The organism is Rhodococcus wratislaviensis (assembly GCF_041228765.1).
Lineage (GTDB): Bacteria > Actinomycetota > Actinomycetes > Mycobacteriales > Mycobacteriaceae > Rhodococcus_F > Rhodococcus_F wratislaviensis.
Map to the genome: position 1 here is coordinate 8,315,198 of NZ_CP150488.1, position 20,275 is coordinate 8,335,472.

The following is a 20,275-nucleotide window of genomic DNA, read 5'->3' on the forward strand; positions in this document are numbered from 1 at the left end:
TGCATGAACCGACGTAAACAGTTCCCACAATGCAACTGTCGGAAACACGGGTGGCACCCCGATGCTGAGTGACAACAGATCCAGCCCCTCGCTCATCCGAAGGAAGCATCCCATGTCATTCGTTCTCAAGGCCGCCGTCGGTGAACCAGCGCAGCGGGCGAGCAACCCCGCCGTGGTCGACACCGTCGCCGCCGTCATCGCCGATGTCCGCGCGAACGGCGACGAGGCCGTCCGGAAGTACTCCGAGAAGTTCGACGGCTGGTCCCCCGAATCGTTCCGGCTGAGCGAGGACCGCGTCGCGGACATCGTGAAGTCCGTTCCCGAGACCGTCCTCGACGATCTGCGATTCGCGCAGCGTCAGATTCGCGACTTCGCCCAGGCGCAGCGGGACTCCATCCAGGACCTCGAGGTCGAGACCCTGCCGGGCGTGTTCCTCGGGCACCGCAACGTCCCGATCGACGCGGCGGCCGCCTACGTCCCCGGCGGGCGCTACCCGCTGACCGCGTCCGCGCACATGACGGTGCTCACCGCGAAGGTCGCGGGTGTCGACCGCGTCGCCGCGACGACGCCCCCGAATGCAGGCGAGCCACCGCAGATCAGCGTCGCAGCGATGCACCTCGCCGGCGCCGACGAGATCTTCGTCCTCGGCGGAGTACAGGCCGTCGCCGCACTCGCGCTGGGCACCGAAACCATCGACCCGGTGTCCATCCTCACCGGCCCCGGCAACGCCTACGTGGCCGAGGCGAAGCGCCAGCTGTTCGGCGAGGTCGGGATCGACCTCTTCGCCGGACCGACCGAAACGCTCATCGTCGCCGACCACCTGGCCGACCCGTTCACCATCGCCGTCGATCTGCTGAGCCAGGCGGAGCACGGCCCCGATTCGCCGTGCGTGCTGATCACCACGTCGGAGTCCGTGGGACGAGCGGTGATCGACCACATCGAGGCCCTGCTCCCCGGCCTGGTGACCAACGCCATCGCCGGTCCCGCGTGGCGTGATCACGGTCAGATTCACGTGGTGCACACCCTCGACGAGGCATACCGGCTCGCCGACGTCTTCGCGTCCGAGCACGTCCAGATCCTCACCGAGGACCCCCGTCAGGCCCTGACCTCCATGCGGAACTACGGCGCCCTGTTCCTCGGCGAAGGCACGTGTGTTCCCTATGGCGACAAGCTGATCGGCACCAACCACGTCCTCCCGACGCTCGGTGCGGCCCGCTACACGGGCGGTCTGTGGGTGGGCAAGTTCCTCAAGACGCTCACCTACCAGGAGGTGCGCGACCTCGGCAGCAGCGCCAAGCTCGGCGAGGTCTGCGGCCGCCTGTCGCGCCTGGAGAAGTTCGAGGGACACGCCCGCTCCGGAGACCTCCGCGCCGCCAAGTTCGGCAACGCCCCGCTCCCGTGGGGCGACCTCCCGACCCGCGTGACGTCCGAACGATGACCCGCATCGAACACGACCTCCTCGGCGACCGCGAGGTCCCCGACGACGCCTACTACGGCATCCACACTCTGCGGGCGACGGAGAACTTCCCGATCACCGGCATCCCGCTGGCCAGCCATCCAGACCTCGTGTCGGCGCTGGCGGCCGTCAAGCAGGCGGCGGCGGAGACCAACGCCGGCCTCGGCCTGCTGCCGCGGCGCGAGGCGGACGCCATCGTCGCGGCGTGCGAGGAGATCCGGGCCGGCGCGCTGCGCGACCAGTTCGTCGTGGACGTCATCCAGGGCGGTGCCGGCACGTCGACGAACATGAACGCCAACGAGGTGGTGGCCAACCGGGCGCTGGAATTGCTCGGCCACCGGCGCGGCCACTACGAGTATCTCCATCCGCTCGAGCACGTGAACTTGAGCCAGAGCACGAACGACGTCTACCCCACCGCGATCAAGGCCGGCCTGCAAACCGCCCTGACCAGGCTGCGGGCGGCCATGCAGGACTTGGCGGCGGCGTTCGCGGTGAAGTCGACGGAGTTCTCCGACGTCCTCAAGGTCGGCCGCACCCAATTGCAGGATGCGGTTCCGATGACCCTCGGCCAGGAGATCGCGACGTTCGCTCTCATGATCGACGAGGATTCTCAGCGGCTCGGCGAGGCGGCGACGCTCATCTCCGAGATCAATCTGGGCGGAACCGCGATCGGGACCGGTCTCAACGCGCACCACGAGTACGCGTGGCGGGTGCGCGAGCATCTTGCCGCGATCACCGGGATCGAGGTGACGACGGCGTCCGACCTGATCGAAGCCACCCAGGACGTCGGGGCGTTCGTTCAGCTGTCCGGGGTGCTCAAGCGCACCGCGGTGAAGCTGTCCAAGATCTGCAACGACCTTCGGCTCCTGTCGTCGGGGCCGCGCGCCGGCTTCGGTGAGATCACGTTGCCGCCCGTGCAGGCGGGGTCGTCGATCATGCCGGGGAAGGTGAACCCGGTGATCCCGGAGGTGGTGAACCAGATCGCCTACCGGGTGGTCGGCAACGACTTGACCGTGACGATGGCGGCCGAGGGTGGGCAGCTTCAGCTCAATGCTTTCGAGCCCGTCATCGCGCACAGCCTGTTCGAGACGATCGAACTGCTCACCCGCGGATGCACCGTCCTGCAGCAGCGCTGCGTGGTCGGCATCGGCGCGAATATCGACCACCTGAAGAGCATGGTGGACGCGTCGATCGGCGTGGTCACCGCCCTCAACCCGCACATCGGGTACACCGCCGCCACCGCGATCGCGGCCGACGCCCTCGCCACCGGGCGCACCGTCGCCGCGCTCGTACTCGAGCGGGGTCTGCTCAGCCGAGAGCAACTCGACGACGTGCTCCGGCCGGAGAAACTCACCCGACCGCTCGTGCCCTGACGGTCGCGGGCAGCTCATCCCCGCCGGGATGAGTTGCTCGCGTGGGGTTGACATCCACCACACTGCCGCTAACCTTTAGTTATACGTATAACCAATTCACCGGCTGCCGGTTCGCATCGACTCGCCCGGCAGGACCGTGACACCACTTTCTACGACCGAGGAGCATGACCCATGAGAGACGCATCCGTGGGGGAGCCCACAGGCCCGAGCAAACACAGCTACGACGTCGTCATCGTCGGCAGCGGAATGGGCGGCGGAACGCTCGCCTATGCGCTCGCGGACTCGGGAGTCGATGTGCTTCTGATCGAGCGCGGCGACTTCCTGCCGCAGGAAAAGCAGAACTGGGACCCGCAGGAGGTCTTCGAGGGACACCGGTACGCGAACGCCGAGCAGTGGTACGACACCGAGGGCAGACCGTTCAGCCCCGGCACGTACTACTACGTCGGCGGGAACACGAAGCTGTACGGCTCGTCGCTGGTGCGGTTCCGGCGTGAAGACTTCCAGTCGACGCAACACGAGGCCGGCGAATCTCCCGAGTGGCCGTTCTCGTACGACGACTTCGCTCCGTATTACGCACGGGCAGAAGAGGTGTACCGGGTCCACGGCGATCACACCGACGACCCGACCCTTCCTCGCGACGAGCCGTTTCCCTACCCGGCGATCGGACACGAGCCACCGGTGCAGGAGGCAGCCGACGCACTGCGGCGTCTCGGGTACACGCCGTCGAACATCCCTTTGGGCATCGACCTGCGGGACGGCGGCGGCTGCATCCGATGTCAGACCTGCGACGGATTCCCCTGCCGGTTGCTGGCGAAGTCGGACGCGGATGTGCGTTGTGTCCGGCCGGCCGTCGCGTCCGGCTCGGTGGAACTGCTGACAAACGCGTACGCCGAGCGCGTGCTCACCGACGAGAGCGGGAAACAGGCCACCGGCGTACGACTTCGGCACCGCGGTACCGAAGTCGTCGTCGACGCCCGCACCGTGGTGGTGTCCTGTGGGGCCGTCAACTCGGCTGCACTGCTGCTCCGGTCGGCGAACGCCGCGCACCCGGACGGTCTCGCCAACTCCTCCGGCATGGTCGGACGAAACTACATGGTGCACAACAACTCCATCATGGTCGGCATCAACCCACTGAAGAAGAACACATCCGAGTTCCAGAAGACGTTGTACATCAACGATTTCTACACTCACGGCACCGAAGACCACCCCTACCCGCTGGGGCACGTGCAACTCATCGGCAAGTTGCAGGGTGAGATGATCAAGGGCCAACGACCGCTGATCCCCAAGTGGGCGCTGAGCCAGGCCACCGCCCGCAGCATGGACTGGTGGCTGTTCACCGAGGACCTGCCCGATCCGCACAACCGCGTCACCCTCACCGCCGAGGGAAATATCCAGATCGCCTGGACCCCCAACAACACTCGCGCCCACGAGGTCCTCGTCCGCGAGGTGCGGAAGATCCTCCGGAAGATCGGCTATCCGTTCGTCTTCAGCCAGGGCACCGGCATCGAGGTCAATTCCCACCAGGCCGGCACCGTGCGGGCGGGAACCGACCCCGCGACCTCCGTGCTCGACGCCGACTGCCGCGCCCACGACGTCGACAACCTGTACGTCGTCGACTCGTCCTTCTTCCCGTCCCTGCCCGTGATGAACCCTGCCCTGTCCATCGCGGCCAACGCCTTCCGCGTCGCCGAGAGCATCGCCGACCGAATCGGCAAGACCAGTTCCCACGACACCCCGGCCCAGTCCGCGTCCCTGTGACGCTTCGCCCCCACCACACCCAGAAAGCCTCTTCGATGACAACACAGAAACTCACCGGCGGACAGATGGTCGTCGACTTCCTCATCCGCGAGGGAGTCGAGAAGGTCTTCGCGATCCCCGGACACGGCAACACCGCCCTCCTCGACGCGTTCGTCGACCGCGCCGACGAGATCGAACTGGTGCCCGCCATGCACGAACAGGGCGCCGCCCACATGGCCGACGGCTACTACCGGGCCTCCGGCAAGATCGCCGCGATCTGTACCTCCATCGGACCGGGCGCAACCAACACCCTCACCGGACTCGCGACCGCCTTCGCCGACTCGATGCCGATGCTCCTGATCACCGGCGCCGTGCACACCTACATGGAGAACCGCGGGGTGCTCCAAGAGATCGACCGCCCGCACGGAAACAACTTTCCCCGCATGGTCGAACCGGTGGTCAAGCGCTGGTGGCAGCCCAGCCGCCTCGAACAGCTGCCGGTGGCGCTCGCCCAGGCGTTCAACACCATGCACGAGGGCAGGCGCGGACCCGTGCTCGTCGACATCCCGCAGGACCTGCAGGCCGAGTACGGCGACTACACCCCCGACACCGGTGCCCGCAGGCCCGCCACCCGCGCAACCGGTGACCCGGCCGTGATCGCCGAGGCCGCCCGCCTGCTCGCCGGCGCGAAACGTCCCGTCATCGTGGCCGGCGGCGGCGTCATCCACGCCGAGGCCGCCGCCGAACTGATGGCCGTCGCCGAGCACCTCGGAGCGCCGGTGACGCACTCGTTCCAGGGCAAGGGCGCGTTCCCCGCCGACCACGACCTCTACGCGTGGCCGTGCGGCGACATGGGTTCGATCCCCGGCAACGGCGTGACCCGCACAGCCGACGTGATCCTCGCGGTCGGCTGCCGGTTCAGCGACCGCATCACGTCGTCGTACCGTCCCGGCGTCACATTCGACATCCCTGACACCAAGCTCGTGCAGATCGACATCGACGGCTTCGAGATCGGCCGCAACTACCCGGTCGAGGTCGGCGTCGTAGGTGACGCGAAAACCTCCCTGCAGAGCCTGCAGGATGCACTCGCCGACCTCGGCCCCGGACGCGACTACCGCAGCACCGAGTACTTCGCCGAACTGCAGGACCTCAAGGCGCAGTGGGACGAGCACCTGCGGCCGATGCGGACCACCGACTACCTGCCGATGACCAACTCGCGTGCGATGGTCGAGATCCGCAAGGCCCTTCCGCGCGACGGCATTCTGGTCACCGACTCGTCCAACCCCGCGAACCAGGCGTTCAACGAGTTCCCGATCTACGGCCCGAAGACCAACATCGTGGCCGGCGGCTTCTCCGGTATCGGATTCGGTGTGCCCGCCGCGATCGGCGCGCAGATCGGTGCCCCGGACACCCCGGTCCTGGCGATGGTCGGCGACGGCAGCTTCCTCCAGACCGGCACCGAGATCGCGACCGCCGCGATGCTCGGAGTGCCGCTGGTGATCGTCGTGCTCAACAACGGCGGCTGGGAGGCAATCAAGGACCTCCAGATCAGCCTGTTCGGTGAGGAACGCGAAATCATCTCCGGGTGGAAGAACCTCGACGGGACACCGTATTTCGCCGACATCACCCGGTTCGCCCAGTCGCTCGGCTGCAGCGCCGAGCGCGTCGAGGATCCGGAGAAGCTGGCCGACGCAATCGAGCGCGCCTTCGCGACGCCGGGCCCGGTGATCATCGAGGCGATGAGCGCCCACGAGTTGCCGTGGACCGAGATGCACCCGACCGGCTGGTGGGACATCACTGTTCCCGCCTACCACGGCGAGGTCCGTGACGACTACGTCGCGCAACGCGGATTCTGATCGGAGACCGGCATGGGAGAGATCAAGCTCGGCCTGAACCTGGAGTTCGCCCGATTCGAGAACGGGTCGTTCGACTGGGCCATGGACCAGGCCGCCGAGATCGGCTACAAGTACGTGGAGCCGATGGTCTACTGGGGCCGCGAGTTGCTGAGCACGGCCGGGTACTTCCACACCCGGTCGATGCTCGACGACCCGCTCCTCATGCGGGACGCCGCCGAATCACGCGGGCTGACCATCTCGTCGCTGTCCAGTCATGCACCGCTGGCCAAGCCGGACGTGAGCGTCGACTATCTGAAGCAGTCGATCCGCTACGCGGCCGAGGTCGGTTCCCCGATGATCATGGTCGACGACGGGCCACTGCCGACGTGGACCACCGAGGCGGAGAACTACACGCTGATGCGGTACACACTGCAGGAGGCGGCGAAGGTGGCCGAACCGCGCGGCATCAAGATCGCGATCGAGACGCACGGCGAGTACACCGCGACCCCGGAGCGCCTCGAGAAGATCATGACGCTGATCGACAGCCCCGCGTTGACGATCAACCTCGACACCGGCAACAGCTATCTCAGTGAGAACGACCCGCACGAGTGGCTCGAGCAGATCGTCGGCGGCGTCACACACCTGCACGCCAAGGACATCGGCGTCGAGGACGCGAAGAGACTGCGGGGCAAGGTCCGCGGCATGCTCGGCTGCGCCTGCGGCGACGGCGTCATCGACTGGGAACGGATCGTGAAGACCCTGCACGACGCCGACCACGACGTCGTCCTGTCCGTCGAGTGCGGTGGCCTCGACGCCGCGAAGAAGAGCTACACCTACCTCACAGATCTGATCACCCGCATCCAGGGCAGCTGACAACGGCGTCGCTTGTCCTGCAGGTGATCTCGCGGCACGCTGGGTCCTGAACCGACATTCGAGTATCCGGTGCGTCGTGTCCACCGTGCCGCCCGACACCCCGTGTGTCGGGCGGCACGCTTCACCCCAACCAGTAGCGCGGATGGCGATCGACGCGATCCGGGAAGAGCTTGTCATGAATACTCCTGCCCGCACCGAGGCACGTCATCGCGTGGTGATCATCGGTTCCGGATTCGGCGGTCTGTTCGCCGCGAAGGCGTTACGCCGGGTCGACGTCGACGTCCTCGTCGTCGACCGCACCAGCCACCACCTGTTCCAGCCGCTGCTGTACCAGGTGGCGACGGGAATCCTGTCCGAGGGAGAGATCGCACCGTCGACCCGGATGGTGCTGAAGAAGCAGTCGAACGCCTCGGTGATGCTCGGGGACGTCACCGACATCGACCTGACCGCGCGCAGGATCACGTCGACCCACCAGGGCAGAACGACCACCACCGGGTACGACAGTCTGATCGTCTCGGCCGGAGCCCGGCAGTCGTACTTCGGTAACGACCACTTCGCCGAACACGCCCCCGGCATGAAGACCATCGACGACGCACTCGAACTCCGTGGCCGGATCCTGCGCGCGTTCGAACGCGCCGAGCTGTCCATGGACCCCGAGGAGCGAGCCCGCCTCCTGACGTTCGTGGTCGTCGGCGCGGGTCCTACCGGGGTGGAAATGGCCGGTCAGATAGCCGAACTGGCCCACCGAACCCTCGTCGGCGCGTACCGGAACATCGACACCCGCGACGCCCGGATCGTCCTGCTCGACGCCGCGTCCGCGGTGTTGCCGCCGTTCGGCGACCGGCTCGGGTCCACCGCCGCCGAGCGCCTCGAGAAGATCGGCGTCGAGGTGCGGCTCGGGGCGGCCGTCACCGACGTCGACGCGGAAGGCGTGACGATCAAGGACGGGCGAGGCGAGACCGTCCGCATCGAATCCGCGTGCAAGGTGTGGTCGGCGGGTGTGGAAGCCAGCCCGCTGGCCAGGCAGCTGGCCGAGCAGTCGGGAGCCGAACTCGACCGCGCCGGGCGGATCGCCGTCCGCGAGGACCTGACGGTGCCGGGACACCCCGAGGTGTTCGTGATCGGAGACATGATGGCGCGCGACCGCCTTCCCGGGGTGGCGCAGGTCGCGATCCAAGGTGGCCGATACGCGGCGCGGCAGATCGCAGCCGGCGCCCGACAGCGTGACTCCTCACCCGACCGCGTTCCCTTCCGGTACCGGGACAAGGGGTCGATGGCGACGATCACGAGATTCCACGCGGTCGTGAAGGTCGGGGGCATCGAACTCGCGGGACTGCCGGCCTGGATCCTGTGGCTGGCCGTCCACGTCGTCTACGTCGTCGGGTTCCGCAGCCGGCTGTCCACGCTCATGTCATGGACGTGGACCTTCCTCGGGTCGTGGCGGGGACAGATGACGGTCACCGATCAACAGGTGGTGGCACGCAACGTCATGGGCAAACTCGTTCTCCTCGATCGGTGTGAGGACGACGATGACACCGTTGTCGCCAGAGCGAGCTGACACCCGGGGGACGCGCGCGGCCCGGCCGATAAGCTGGGCTCGGTAACCGTGCGACGGAGAGGATCGGCATTCGTGACCACGATGCACGACGTCGCCCGAGCGGCAGGCGTGTCCCAGGCCGCGGTCTCGTACGCGTACAACCAGCCCCACAAGCTGTCCGCAGCCCGGCGCGCCCACATCTTCCAGGTGGCCGCGGAACTCGGCTATGCCGGCCCCAACCCCGCGGGACGCAACCTCCGCACCGGGCAGGTCGGTGCGCTGGGGCTGATGCTCACCGACTCGTTGCGCTACGCGTTCGACGATCCGGCCACGTCGCAGTTGCTGAAGGGCATATCGGAGGTCGGTGAACTCGCCGAGGTCGCGCTGACGCTGCTGCCCTGCCCACTCGAGTCGACCCGGGTGGCCGAGGGGTCCGGCGTGCTCGTTCGGGGCGCGGTGGACGGCTTCCTCGCGTACGCGATGCCGGACGGTCACCCCGGAATGCAGACGGCGATGAGCCGCCGGCTGCCGATAGTCGTGATCGACGGCCCCAATCCTGGCGGACTGCCGCGGGTCGGAATCCGGGATCGGCAGGCCGCCAAGGAGATCGCGGAGCACGTTCTGTCACTCGGACACCGGCGTGTGGGATTTCTCGTCGACCGGCTCGTGCCCGACGGCAAGGGTGGTCCCGTCGACGCCGCCCGCACCCGGGCCGCACGAGACCACGTGATGAAGGAACGCCTCGCCGGATACGCGTCCGCCTGCCGTAAATTCACGGTGCCGTGGTCGTCCGCCGTGGTTGTCGAAGCAGGCGGGTTCGACTACGAACTGTCGCGCACCGCCGTCGAGACGCTGCTCGATGCCGGTCCCGTGACGGCCGTCATCGCAGCCTCCGACCTGCTGGCCCTCGCGGCCGTCGACGTCGCACACGAACGTGGTCTCCGGGTGCCGCAGGATCTGTCGGTGGTCGGGTTCGACGACATTCCCGCGGCCCGAGCCGCCGGACTCACGACGGTCCGGCAACCACTCGTCGACAAGGGCCGCGAGGCCGCGCAACTGCTGCTCGACATCATCGGAGGCGGAGCGGGACGGGAAATCACACTCCCCACCGAACTCGTCGTCCGCGAGAGCTCCGGACCCGTTCCCGCGGATCGGTGAGTTATCCTGCTGCGCCACGCAGTTCGGGATTGCCGTCGACGATGGAGTAGAGCGCCTCGGTGATCGCCTTCACCCGCGCGAGTCGTGTCAGTTCCCGCGGCACCACCAGCCAGTAGGTGCGGTGGGCGATGAAGTCGTCGTGCAGTACCGGCACCAGATCCTCGTCCAGCGCCCCGATGTAACTCGGCAGCGGCGCGATCCCGACTCCGTGCTTCACCGCCTGGTAATGGCCCGCGATGTTGTTGGTCTGGATCTGGGCCTGGAAGTCCGGGATCAGCGCGTCGAGGATACGCAGCGGTTCGACGTCGAGGAACGCATCCACGTACCAGATGAGCGTGTGGTGCCGGAGATCGTCGAGTGACGTGATGGGGTCGTGTTCGTCCAGGTAGCGCCGTGACGCGTACAGACGGAGGTCGTAGTCGGCGAGTTTGCGGACCACGACGGACCGCGGCGACGGACGCTCGAGGGTGACCGCGATGTCGAAGTCGCGCCCGGTGAGCAGGTCGTGGGTGGTCGACGTGACGAGTTCGGTGAACAGGTCGGGGTGCTCGGACCGCAGTGCGGCCAACCCCGGCACCAGCACGAACGACCCGAAGCCGTCCGGAGTGATGATGCGGACGGTGCCCGTCAGCCCGCCCAGGGACGAGGTTTCGTCGAGAGCGGCGAGCACCGCGGATTCCACCGCCTCCGCATGGGGAACCAGTCGCCGGCCCGCCTCGGTGAGCTGCCACCCCGACACGCCACGATCGAAAAGTCTCGTGCCCGTGTCCTTCTCGAGTCGAGTGATTCTCCGCGAGACGGTCGTGTGATCGACACCGAGCCGCTTCGCCGCATCGGCGAGGCGGCCGGTTCTCGACAACTCCAGGAGGTAACGCATGTTGTCTGCGGTGAACATCGCCCTCATCCCTCGTGCAAAAGTGCAGTCCGAAGTGCCATTTTACTCGTTGACGCAGGCATTGTTGCCCAGCAGACTCGTGGCACCCCACCTTTTCCAGGAGTGAACCCCATGGCCGTTATCTCGCATTGGCTCAACAACAAGTCCTACCCCGGAACGCGTGTCGATACCGCTCCGGTGACGAATCCGGCGACCGGTGCCGTGACCGGTCAGGTCGCCCTGGCCAGCGTCGAGGACGCCCGCGCCGTCATCGACGCCGCCGCGGCCGCGTTCCCCGCCTGGCGCGACACCTCCCTCGCCAAGCGTTCCTCCATCGTGTTCAAGTTCCGGGAACTGCTCAACGCCCGCAAGGGCGAACTCGCCGAGATCATCACCTCCGAGCACGGCAAGGTCGTCTCCGACGCACTCGGTGAGGTCTCCCGCGGCCAGGAAGTCGTCGAATTCGCCTGCGGCATGCCCCACCTGCTCAAGGGCGGCATGACCGAGAACGCCTCCACCAACATCGACGTCTCCTCCATCCGCCAACCCGTCGGCCCCGTCGGGATCATCTCCCCGTTCAACTTCCCCGCCATGGTCCCGATGTGGTTCTTCCCCATCGCCATCGCCGCCGGCAACACCGTCGTCCTCAAGCCCAGCGAGAAGGACCCGACCGCCGCGATCTGGATGGCCGAACTCTGGGCCGAAGCCGGACTGCCCGCCGGGGTGTTCAACGTCCTGCAGGGCGACAAGACCGCCGTCGACGAACTGCTCACCAACCCCGCCATCAAGGCCATCAGCTTCGTCGGCTCCACCCCCATCGCCCAGTACGTGTACGCCACCGGCACCGCCCACGGCAAACGCGTCCAGGCACTCGGCGGGGCCAAGAACCACGCCATCGTCCTCCCGGACGCCGACCTCGACCTCGCCGCCGACGCCATGGTCAACGCCGGCTTCGGGTCCGCCGGCGAACGCTGCATGGCCATCTCCGCGCTGGTCGCGGTCGGGGACATCGCCGACGAACTGGTCGCCAAGATCAAACAGCGCACCGACACGTTGAAGATCGGCGACGGCACCCAGGACTCCGACATGGGCCCGCTGGTGACGAAGGTGCACCGCGACAAGGTCGCCTCCTACATCGACGCCGGCGAACAGGACGGCGCCACCATCGTCGTCGACGGGCGGACCGTGCAGCCCAATGGTGGTGCGGACGGGTTCTGGCTCGGACCGACCCTGATCGACCACGTCACCACCGACATGAGTGTGTACACCGACGAAATCTTCGGACCCGTCCTGTCCGTGATCCGGGTCGAGTCCTACGACCAGGCCCTGGAACTGGTGAACTCCAGCCAGTTCGGCAACGGCACCGCCATCTTCACCAACGACGGCGGCGCCGCCCGCCGGTTCCAGAACGAGGTCGAGGTCGGCATGGTCGGCATCAACGTTCCCATCCCCGTCCCCATGGCCTACTACAGCTTCGGGGGCTGGAAGAACTCGCTGTTCGGCGACACCCACGCCCACGGCACCGAAGGCGTGCACTTCTTCACCCGCGGCAAGGTCGTCACCACCCGCTGGCTCGACCCCAGCCACGGTGGCCTCAACCTCGGCTTCCCCCAGAACAACTAAGGAACCTCTCCCATGACCGCACACCTCTCACTCCCCCGATTCGCCAGGATCGGGGCCGGAGCAGTAGACGAGATCGGCTCGGTTGTCGACCAATTGGGTCTGCAGAGGCCGGTTCTCGTCACCGATGCGTACCTGACCGGCACCGGCGCGGCCGACCGGATCATGAGCCTCCTCAGGTCGGCGGGCAAGGAGCCGGCACTGTTCTCCGGCACCGTGCCCGACCCCACCACCGATTCCCTGGAGGAAGGGCGGAGGATCGTCGCCGAGCACAACGCGGATTCGGTGATCGGGTTCGGCGGCGGTAGTCCGATGGACACCGCGAAGGCACTGGCCGTGCTGTCCGCGAACGGCGGTGAGATGCGGTCGTACAAGGCACCTCACGTGTACACCGGGAAGGCGCTGCCGATCATCGCGATACCGACCACTGCCGGTAGCGGCTCGGAGGCGACGCAATTCACCGTCATCAGCGACAGCGCTTCCGACGAGAAGATGCTGTGCCCGGGACTCTCCTTCCTGCCGATCGCCGCGATTGTGGATTTCGAACTCACGATGTCGATGCCGCCGCGGTTGACCGCCGACACCGGAATCGATGCGCTCACCCACGCCATCGAGGCTTACGTCAGCAAGAAGGCCCAGCCGTTCACCGACGGACTCGCGCTCTCCGCGATCCGCACGATCGGTAGGCACATCGGCACGGCGTACGCGGACGGTGAAGACCGCACCGCGAGAGAAGCGATGATGGTCGCGTCCATGCAGGCCGGTATGGCGTTCTCCAATTCGAGCGTGGCGCTGGTGCACGGGATGAGCAGGCCGATCGGTGCGCATTTCCATGTCGCCCACGGACTGTCGAATGCCATGCTGCTTCCGGCGATCACGGCGTTCTCCGTGAAGGGAGCGGAGAGCCGCTACGCCGACTGCGCGCGTGCATTCGGCGCTGCACCGGAATCGGCGGGCGATTCCGTCGCCGCGCAGTTCCTCGTCGAGACCCTGAGCACGCTGTGTCACGACCTGAAGGTTCCGACGCCGCTCGCATACGGGATCGACCGCGACGCCTGGGACGGCCTCATTCCGTTGATGGCAGAGCAGGCGCTGGCGTCCGGATCGCCCGGCAACAATCCGGTCGCGCCCACCGCCGGTCAGATCGAGACGCTGTATTCGGAGGTCTTCAGCTAGAACTCGACGGTGCCCCTGAGGTACCGCCGGTAGGCTCCGGACAGGTGGACGCGGTCGCCGCGCACCTCGCAGTGCACGGTTCCTCCGCGCGCCGACAGTTGGCGTCCGACAAGGCTGTTCCGGCCCAGGACGTCAGCCCAGTACGGCGCGATCTGCGAGTGCGCGGACCCCGTCACCGGATCCTCCTGCACGCCGGCCGCGGCGCCGAACCATCGCGACACGAAATCGAGTCCCTCGGAGTCCGACGCCGCGGTGACGACGATGCCCCGCACCTTCAGGGGGCTGATCACGGCGAAGTCGGGGGCCATCGACGCGATGTCGTGTTTGGATTCCGCGACGAACACGAGGTCGGTGGCCTTCAGGCACTCCCGCACCGGAATGCCGAGTGCCGCGACGATCCGGGGATCGGCCGCGGTCGGCACCGGCGGCTCGGCCGGGAAATCCATGACCAGCGTCCCGTTCGGTCCCCGGTCGACGTGCAGCCAACCGCTGCGCGTCCAGAACTGGATGCGGTCGGCGTCCGGGTGCACGTCCTCGAAGATCTGTGCGGCGGTGGCGAGAGTGGCATGGCCGCACAGGTCCACCTCGACGGCGGGTGTGAACCACCGCAGGTGATAGGCCGGGTGGGCCGGGTCGTATTGCCCCGCGCCCACGGGAAGCCGCGCGGTGTAGAACGCCGTCTCGGACAGATTGTTCTCTTCGGCGAGTTGCTGCAGAACGGAATCGTCCAGCCAGTCGGTCAGCGGCATGACCGCCGCCGGGTTGCCCTCGAAGGGTCCGGCGGCGAACGCGTCGATCTGATAGATGTCCAGCTTCATAGCGTCCGATGGTGGTGGACGATCCGGCGACCGTCGAGGGCCATCTCGCACACGCTGGACCGGTCGCGCCGACGTCAGGCTCGGGCGAAGCTCATCGTCTCGCCTTCGACCCCGCGCATCCACAGGTCGTTGCACGCAGCCGCCAATTCCGGCAGCCCCTCCTCGATGGCGGCGAACACGTTGCCCGGCACCCAGCCGACGTCGCCGTTGAGCAGGAGATTGTTGCGGCCGTAGAAGATCGCGAGGTCGGTGGCGCCCTGCGCGGCGTGCGCCTCGGAGCCCGGCTCGTACCCGTAGGCGGAGTTGCCGATCTCCCAGGGCTCGAAGTCGAACAGGCACACGTCACCGGGAATCGGTGTGACGGTGGGATTTTCCCGCCGCGGCGCCGCGGTGATCCGCGGGATCAGCGTGTACACCTCGTTGCGCGCGTACTTGGCGTGGTACGCGTCGCCGCTCTGAGGGAGCACGTTCCACACCGCGTCGCAGGTGAGCGGTGCGTCCTCGTCGAGAAGCCGGGCACGGCAGGTCACGCCGCGCTTGTCCAGGCTGATGGTGATGTAGCGAGCCACGATTCCTCCTTCGGAGCCCGTGAGTACTTCTTAACCGCCCGCGGTTAACAAGTACTCACGGGTGCTTGTCACACTTCGTCGAGTACCTCGGACCAGATCTTCAGGGCGTCCTCGATCTGTTCCGCCGTCACGATGAGCGGTGGAATCATCCGTACCACGTTCATGTGGGCGCCGCAGGTCAACAGCAGCAGCCCCTTCTTCGCGGCCAGCTGCTGCGCCGCAGACGCTTTCGCACGGTCCGCGCTGCCGTCGGCCGCCGTGAACTCGCTGCCCACGAGCAGTCCGAGACCACGGACGTCGCCGATCCCGTCGATGGCTCGCGTGCGCGCACCGTCGAGCAACTGGACGCCCCGCGCGGCGGCGTTGGCCACGAGGTCTTCCTTCTCGATCACCTCGAGTGTCGCGACCGCGGCCGCGCAGGACACGGCGTTGCCGCCGTACGTTCCGCCCTGCGACCCCGGCCAGCCCTTGGCCATGAGCTCCTCGGACGCCGCGATGCCCGACAGCGGGAAGCCGCTGGCCAGACCCTTGGCGATGGTGATGATGTCGGGCCGAACGTCGAAGTGCTGGTGCCCGAAGAACTTGCCGGTGCGGCCGAATCCGGTCTGGATCTCGTCGATGACGAGCAGGATGCCGTACCGGTCGGCGCGCTCGCGGAGACCCTGGAAGAACGCGGTGTTGCCGGGCACGTACCCGCCCTCACCGAGAACGGGCTCGACGACGAACGCCGCCGTCTCGTTCGGCGCGGTGAGGGTCGCGAAGATGTAGTCGAGTTCCTTCAGCGCGAACGCGGTCGCCTCCTCCTCGGACCAGCCGTAGCGGTAGGCGTTGGGGAACGGTGCCACGTGCACGCCGCCCATCAGCGGGCTGAAGCCGGCGGAGAACCGGGTGCCGGACGTGGTCATCGTCGCCGTCGCGACCGTGCGTCCGTGGAATCCGCCGTGGAAGACGATCACGTTGGGGCGGCCGGTCGCCTGCCGCGACAGTCGCAGCGACGCCTCCACGGCCTCGCTCCCCGAGTTCGCGAAGAACAGCGAGTCGAGTCCCGGGGGCAGCACCGACCCCAGTCGATCGACCAGTTCGAGCATCGGCTGGTGCATGACTGTCGTGTACTGGCCGTGGATCAGGGAGCCGACCTGCCTGCGCGCGGCCTCCACTACGTGTGGGTGGCAGTGCCCCGTACTGGTGACGCCGATGCCCGCGGTGAAGTCGAGATAGCGCCTGCCGTCGGTGCCGTAGAGGTAGCACCCTTCACCGTGATCGACCGTCACGGGTGTGGCCTGTGCGAGCAGTGGAGATAGCCGAGTCACGAGAACCCTCCCACGCGTAGATGCCGGCGGATGTCGGCAAGTGCATTGTCAGATTGTTGACAATCTGTATAACATGGGGACCGTCCCTTCGGCAACGGAGAATGGGGAAAAATCATGCTCGAGGAAGCAGCAATCGCATCGGTGCAGACCGGCTTGTTCATCGGCGGCAAGTGGCGCGACAGCGCGCGCACCATGCCGGTCCACGACCCGTCCACCGGACAGATCCTGTGCACGGTCGCCGACGCCGACGCCGACGAGGCCCGCGAGGCGCTCGACGCGGCCGTGGCAGCGCAACCGTCATGGGCGGCCACGACACCCCGCGAACGCAGCACCATCCTCATGAACGCGCACCGACTGCTGCTCGAGAACGTCGACCGGCTCGCGCTGGTCATGACGCTCGAGATGGGCAAGCCACTCACCGAGGCACGGGGCGAAATCGCGTACGCCGCAGAGTTCTTCCGCTGGTTCGCCGAGGAGGCCGTCCGCATCGACGGCGGCTACATGACGGCGCCCGGGGGCGGTTCGCGGTTCCTCGTCACCAAGCAGCCCGTGGGGCCGAGCCTGCTCATCACCCCGTGGAACTTCCCGATGGCGATGGGCACCCGGAAGATCGGGCCCGCGATCGCCGCCGGGTGCACGTCCGTCATCAAACCGGCGGCCCAGACGCCACTGTCGATCCTGGCGCTCGCCGACATCCTCACCGAGGCCGGGCTGCCGGACGGCGTCGTCAACGTCGTCACCACGTCCAGCCCCGACGAGGTCATCACTCCCCTGATCCTCGACGGCAGGGCCCGCAAGCTCTCGTTCACCGGTTCGACCAAGGTCGGGAAGCATCTGCTCGAACTGTGCGCCCGCACGGTCATGCGCACGTCCATGGAACTCGGCGGCAACGCGCCGTTCCTCGTCTTCGACGACGCGAATCTCGACGACGCGGTCGACGGGGCCATGGCGGCGAAGATGCGCAACATCGGCCAGGCCTGCACGGCTGCCAATCGAATTCTCGTGCACAGTTCCGTCGCCGAGGAATTCACGCGCAAACTCACGCAGCGGATGGAGGCCCTGCCCGTCGGGCGCGGCACCGAGGACGGCGTCGTGGTCGGACCGTTGATCGACGAGGCGGCCGTCGAGAAGGTGAGCAGTCTCGTCGCGGATGCCGTCGAACGCGGCGCCTCGGTGCTCACCGGCGGCGCGGCACTCGACCGCCCGGGCAACTTCTACCCGGCGACGGTCCTGACAGGTGTGTCCGACGACGCCGAGATGTGCCACAACGAGATCTTCGGCCCGGTGGCCGCGATCAGCACGTTCGAGACCGAGGCCGAGGCCGTCGAACGGGCCAACGACACCCCGTACGGGCTGGTGGCCTACGTGTACACCGAGAGCCTCAAGCGCGGCATCCGCGTGTGCGAGGCGCTGGAGTCGGGCATGGTCGGACTCAACCAGGGTGTGGTGTCGAACCCGGCCGCGCCGTTCGGCGGTGTGAAGGAATCCGGGCTCGGGCGCGAAGGCGGGACCACCGGCATCGACGAGTTCCTCGAGACGAAGTACATCGGTGTCGCCGTCTAGGAACTAGAGCCAGGTGTCTTCCGACGACGTCGTGAGGAACGCCTCGAGGTCGTCGCGCCACGGCGCAGGCACGGTCTTGTCCGGCTCGATGCCGGTGTACTGCCCGCGGTAGAACAACAGCGGTCGCTCCTCCCTGATCTCACTCAGGGAGGAGACCCGGCCGAACGCGACCCAGTGATCGCCGCCGTCGTGCACGCTCTCGAGCGAGCAGTCGATGTGGGCGAGTGAACCGGTGAGGATCGGTGAGCCCAGCGGCGACTCCGTCCAGTCGATCCCGGCGAACTTGTCCGGGTCCCGGGAACCGAATCGGGCGCACGTCGACTGCTGTTCTTCCGCGAGCACGTTCACGCAGAAGATGCCACTGCGCTCGATCGCCGCCCACGACCGCGACGTCTTGGTCGGGCAGAACAACACGAGCGGGGGTTCGAGCGACAGCGCGGCGAACGACTGGCACGCGAACCCCACGGGCACGCCGTCGTCGATCGTCGTGATGATGGTGACGCCGGTGCAGAACTGGCCCAGCACCGTCCGGAACCGTCGCGGATCGATCGCCTCGGCCGCGACGGCCCCGTCCCCGGTCACCTCGCTCACGGCTGCATCCCGACGCTGAAGTCGTGACCCCACAGGCTGACGGCCGTGCTCTCCCTCGCAATCCAGCTCTCGTCCTCCACCTGACGTCCCTCGCAACCGAATTCGACGTCGAATCCGCCGGGGGTCTTCATGTAGAACGACAGCATCAGGTCGTTGACATGGCGGCCGAGCGTGGCCGACATCTTCACCTTCTTGCGGAGCGCGCGGTCGAGGCACAAGCCGACGTCGTCGGAGTTCTCGACCTCGATCATGAGATGCACGATGCCGCTGGGCGTGGGCATCGGCAGGAACGCGAGACTGTGGTGCCGCGGGTTGCAGCCGAAGAACCGCAACCACGCCGGCTTGCCGTCGGCCGGCCGCCCGACCATCTGCGGGGGCAACCGCATCGAATCGCGCAGGCGGAAACCGAGGACGTCGCGGTAGAAGCGCAGCGACGCCTCGTCGTCCGTGGTCGAGAGGACGACGTGCCCGAGGCCCTGCTCACCGGTGACGAACCTGTGCCCGTACGGACTGACCACGCGCCGGTGCTCCAGGGCCGCGCCGTGGAACGCCTCGAGCGTGTTGCCCGACGGGTCCTCGAACGTGATCAGCTCGTCGACCCTGCGGTCCTGCAGTTGCTCGGCCGTCCCCTCCTTGAACGCGACGCCGGCCGCCGACAGGTTGTCGCGGACCTCCTGCAGCTCCGCGGCATTGGCCGTCTCCCAGCCCGACACCGACAGCCGGTCGTGCTCCCCGGGGAAGATGACGAGACGCGCCGGGAAGTCGTCCATCCGCAGATACAGGGCGTCCGGGTCGGAGCCCTTGCCCTCGACCATGCCGAGCACCTTGAGACCGTATTCACGCCACGCGGCCATGTCGGTGGCCTCGATGCGCATGTACGCCAGTGAACGAATACTCATCACTTACCCCCGTCCAGAAGGAAATCGGTGGCCAGACGGTTGAACTCGTCGAACTTCTCCAGCTGGGCCCAGTGTCCGCACCCGCCGAAGACGTGCAGCTGTGCCCGCGGAATCATCTTCAGCGCCACCAGCGCCCCGTCGAGCGGGTTGACCCGGTCTTCGCGGCCCCAGATCAGCAGCACCCGTTGGCGCAGCTTGTACGCGTCGCGCCACAGCATGCCGAGCTCGAAGTCGGCCGAGGAGAACGACTTTCCCATCGCCTTGGCGGCGGCGAGCGACTCGGGTGTACTCGCCGCGGCGAAGCGTTCGTCGATCAGTTCGTCGGTGATCAACTTCTGGTCGAACACCATGATGCGCAGGAACGCCTCGAGGTTTTCCCGGGTGGGTTGGTAGCCGAACTTGCCGAGGTTCTTGACACCCTCGGTCGGGTCCGGGGCGAACAGGTTGACGCTGAGTCCGCCCGGGCCCATGAGCACCAGCCGGCCCGCGCGGTCCGGGTAGTCCAGCGCGAAACGCACTGCGGCACCGCCGCCGAGCGAGTTTCCGAGCAGGTGGACGCGTCCGCCGATGTCGAGGGTGTCGAGCAGATCCTTCAACGCGGACGCACTGTGCACGAAGTACTGCGGGTGCTCGGTCGGTTTGTCCGACAACCCGTATCCCGGCTGGTCGACGGCGAGGACGTGGAACTTCTCGGCGAGAACCGGGATGTTCCTGGCGAAGTTCGACCACGACGAAGCGCCCGGCCCGCCGCCGTGCAGCAGCACGATCGTGGTGTCGTTGCCGACGCCGGCCTCGTGGTAGTGCAACGTCAGGTCGGGCCGGACCTGGGCGAACTTCGAGGTGGACTCGAACGTGAGGGCCTCTTCGGTAGTCGTCACGTGTTCTC

The 20,275-nt window shown here is 67.3% G+C and carries 17 protein-coding genes; 10 read left to right on the top strand and 7 right to left on the bottom strand.

What is annotated here, in order from left to right; genetic code table 11:
* Nucleotides 1-112 precede the first annotated feature (112 nt).
* The 7 genes from hisD to WKC72_RS38015 all read left to right on the top strand — a co-directional run bounded on the left by hisD (nucleotide 113) and on the right by WKC72_RS38015 (nucleotide 9,969).
* On the top strand, nucleotides 113-1,438 hold the full coding sequence (gene hisD, locus WKC72_RS37985; protein ID WP_370181339.1) for a histidinol dehydrogenase: 1,326 nt from the start codon (nucleotides 113-115) through the stop codon (nucleotides 1,436-1,438).
* Entirely contained in the window at nucleotides 1,435-2,829 is a 1,395-nt protein-coding gene (locus tag WKC72_RS37990; protein WP_370181340.1) for an aspartate ammonia-lyase, read from the top strand. Before hisD ends, WKC72_RS37990 begins: the two co-directional genes overlap by 4 nt.
* A 171-nt stretch (nucleotides 2,830-3,000) precedes the next feature.
* A complete protein-coding gene (locus tag WKC72_RS37995) occupies nucleotides 3,001-4,587 on the top strand; it encodes a GMC oxidoreductase (RefSeq protein WP_370181341.1) in 1,587 nt (528 codons plus the stop codon).
* Nucleotides 4,588-4,622: 35 nt separating this feature from the next.
* The gene (locus WKC72_RS38000; RefSeq protein ID WP_037241997.1) at nucleotides 4,623-6,422 is read left to right on the top strand and encodes a thiamine pyrophosphate-binding protein; all 1,800 of its coding nucleotides are present in this window, start codon (nucleotides 4,623-4,625) and stop codon (nucleotides 6,420-6,422) included.
* A 12-nt stretch (nucleotides 6,423-6,434) separates the two neighbouring features.
* On the top strand, nucleotides 6,435-7,274 hold the full coding sequence (locus WKC72_RS38005; protein ID WP_037241999.1) for a sugar phosphate isomerase/epimerase: 840 nt from the start codon (nucleotides 6,435-6,437) through the stop codon (nucleotides 7,272-7,274).
* A 175-nt stretch (nucleotides 7,275-7,449) separates the two neighbouring features.
* Complete coding sequence (locus tag WKC72_RS38010) at nucleotides 7,450-8,832, top strand: NAD(P)/FAD-dependent oxidoreductase (RefSeq protein ID WP_370181342.1); 1,383 nt, start codon at nucleotides 7,450-7,452, stop codon at nucleotides 8,830-8,832.
* Nucleotides 8,833-8,904: 72 nt separating this feature from the next.
* On the top strand, nucleotides 8,905-9,969 hold the full coding sequence (locus WKC72_RS38015; RefSeq protein WP_370181343.1) for a LacI family DNA-binding transcriptional regulator: 1,065 nt from the start codon (nucleotides 8,905-8,907) through the stop codon (nucleotides 9,967-9,969).
* Between the two features lies 1 nt (nucleotide 9,970).
* Here the strand turns inward: WKC72_RS38015 and WKC72_RS38020 are convergent, their stop codons facing one another.
* Nucleotides 9,971-10,864 carry a LysR family transcriptional regulator gene (locus tag WKC72_RS38020; protein WP_112301947.1) on the bottom strand — a complete coding sequence of 298 codons (894 nt, stop codon included), beginning with the start codon at nucleotides 10,862-10,864 and terminating at the stop codon, nucleotides 9,971-9,973.
* 111 nt (nucleotides 10,865-10,975) lie between these two features.
* Between WKC72_RS38020 and WKC72_RS38025 the strand changes: the two genes are divergently transcribed.
* Nucleotides 10,976-12,466, top strand: a complete 1,491-nt coding sequence (locus WKC72_RS38025) for a CoA-acylating methylmalonate-semialdehyde dehydrogenase (protein WP_370181344.1) — start codon at nucleotides 10,976-10,978, stop codon at nucleotides 12,464-12,466.
* Nucleotides 12,467-12,478: 12 nt separating this feature from the next.
* Nucleotides 12,479-13,639 carry an iron-containing alcohol dehydrogenase gene (locus WKC72_RS38030; RefSeq protein ID WP_370181345.1) on the top strand — a complete coding sequence of 387 codons (1,161 nt, stop codon included), beginning with the start codon at nucleotides 12,479-12,481 and terminating at the stop codon, nucleotides 13,637-13,639.
* On the opposite strand, the gene WKC72_RS38035 is transcribed toward WKC72_RS38030, so the two are convergent.
* The 3 genes from WKC72_RS38035 to WKC72_RS38045 form a co-directional block, all read right to left on the bottom strand.
* Nucleotides 13,636-14,457 (bottom strand): PhzF family phenazine biosynthesis protein, encoded by an 822-nt coding sequence (locus WKC72_RS38035; protein WP_370181346.1) that lies wholly within the window; start codon nucleotides 14,455-14,457, stop codon nucleotides 13,636-13,638. The two genes, WKC72_RS38030 and WKC72_RS38035, sit on opposite strands and share 4 nt — an antisense overlap.
* Nucleotides 14,458-14,531: 74 nt before the next feature.
* Nucleotides 14,532-15,026: a DUF3830 family protein gene (locus WKC72_RS38040; protein ID WP_009477605.1), complete on the bottom strand. Its 495-nt coding sequence runs from the start codon at nucleotides 15,024-15,026 to the stop codon at nucleotides 14,532-14,534.
* Between the two features lie 68 nt (nucleotides 15,027-15,094).
* Complete coding sequence (locus WKC72_RS38045; RefSeq protein WP_112301951.1) at nucleotides 15,095-16,336, bottom strand: aspartate aminotransferase family protein; 1,242 nt, start codon at nucleotides 16,334-16,336, stop codon at nucleotides 15,095-15,097.
* Between the two features lie 114 nt (nucleotides 16,337-16,450).
* Between WKC72_RS38045 and WKC72_RS38050 the strand changes: the two genes are divergently transcribed.
* On the top strand, nucleotides 16,451-17,899 hold the full coding sequence (locus tag WKC72_RS38050; RefSeq protein WP_112301952.1) for an NAD-dependent succinate-semialdehyde dehydrogenase: 1,449 nt from the start codon (nucleotides 16,451-16,453) through the stop codon (nucleotides 17,897-17,899).
* 3 nt (nucleotides 17,900-17,902) lie between these two features.
* Here the strand turns inward: WKC72_RS38050 and hsaB are convergent, their stop codons facing one another.
* Genes hsaB through hsaD form a run of 3 tightly spaced genes read right to left on the bottom strand, consistent with a single transcriptional unit; the run spans nucleotide 17,903 to nucleotide 20,267 of the window.
* The gene (hsaB, locus tag WKC72_RS38055) at nucleotides 17,903-18,490 is read right to left on the bottom strand and encodes a 3-hydroxy-9,10-secoandrosta-1,3,5(10)-triene-9,17-dione monooxygenase reductase subunit (protein WP_005244804.1); all 588 of its coding nucleotides are present in this window, start codon (nucleotides 18,488-18,490) and stop codon (nucleotides 17,903-17,905) included.
* Entirely contained in the window at nucleotides 18,487-19,389 is a 903-nt protein-coding gene (gene hsaC / locus WKC72_RS38060; RefSeq protein ID WP_128640081.1) for an iron-dependent extradiol dioxygenase HsaC, read from the bottom strand. Before hsaC ends, hsaB begins: the two co-directional genes overlap by 4 nt.
* The gene (gene hsaD / locus WKC72_RS38065) at nucleotides 19,389-20,267 is read right to left on the bottom strand and encodes a 4,5:9,10-diseco-3-hydroxy-5,9,17-trioxoandrosta-1(10),2-diene-4-oate hydrolase (protein WP_037242030.1); all 879 of its coding nucleotides are present in this window, start codon (nucleotides 20,265-20,267) and stop codon (nucleotides 19,389-19,391) included. Before hsaD ends, hsaC begins: the two co-directional genes overlap by 1 nt.
* Nucleotides 20,268-20,275: the final 8 nt, after the last annotated feature.

Bases quoted from the DNA above. Each gene is read 5' to 3' on its own strand.
- hisD (WP_370181339.1), top strand. From the start codon at position 113: ATGTCATTCGTTCTCAAGGCCGCCGTCGGTGAACCAGCGCAGCGGGCG.
- WKC72_RS37990 (WP_370181340.1), top strand. From the start codon at position 1,435: ATGACCCGCATCGAACACGACCTCCTCGGCGACCGCGAGGTCCCCGAC.
- WKC72_RS37995 (WP_370181341.1), top strand. From the start codon at position 3,001: ATGAGAGACGCATCCGTGGGGGAGCCCACAGGCCCGAGCAAACACAGC.
- WKC72_RS38000 (WP_037241997.1), top strand. From the start codon at position 4,623: ATGACAACACAGAAACTCACCGGCGGACAGATGGTCGTCGACTTCCTC.
- WKC72_RS38005 (WP_037241999.1), top strand. From the start codon at position 6,435: ATGGGAGAGATCAAGCTCGGCCTGAACCTGGAGTTCGCCCGATTCGAG.
- WKC72_RS38010 (WP_370181342.1), top strand. From the start codon at position 7,450: ATGAATACTCCTGCCCGCACCGAGGCACGTCATCGCGTGGTGATCATC.
- WKC72_RS38020 (WP_112301947.1), bottom strand. From the start codon at position 10,864: ATGTTCACCGCAGACAACATGCGTTACCTCCTGGAGTTGTCGAGAACC.
- WKC72_RS38025 (WP_370181344.1), top strand. From the start codon at position 10,976: ATGGCCGTTATCTCGCATTGGCTCAACAACAAGTCCTACCCCGGAACG.
- WKC72_RS38030 (WP_370181345.1), top strand. From the start codon at position 12,479: ATGACCGCACACCTCTCACTCCCCCGATTCGCCAGGATCGGGGCCGGA.
- WKC72_RS38035 (WP_370181346.1), bottom strand. From the start codon at position 14,457: ATGAAGCTGGACATCTATCAGATCGACGCGTTCGCCGCCGGACCCTTC.
- WKC72_RS38050 (WP_112301952.1), top strand. From the start codon at position 16,451: ATGCTCGAGGAAGCAGCAATCGCATCGGTGCAGACCGGCTTGTTCATC.
- hsaC (WP_128640081.1), bottom strand. From the start codon at position 19,389: ATGAGTATTCGTTCACTGGCGTACATGCGCATCGAGGCCACCGACATG.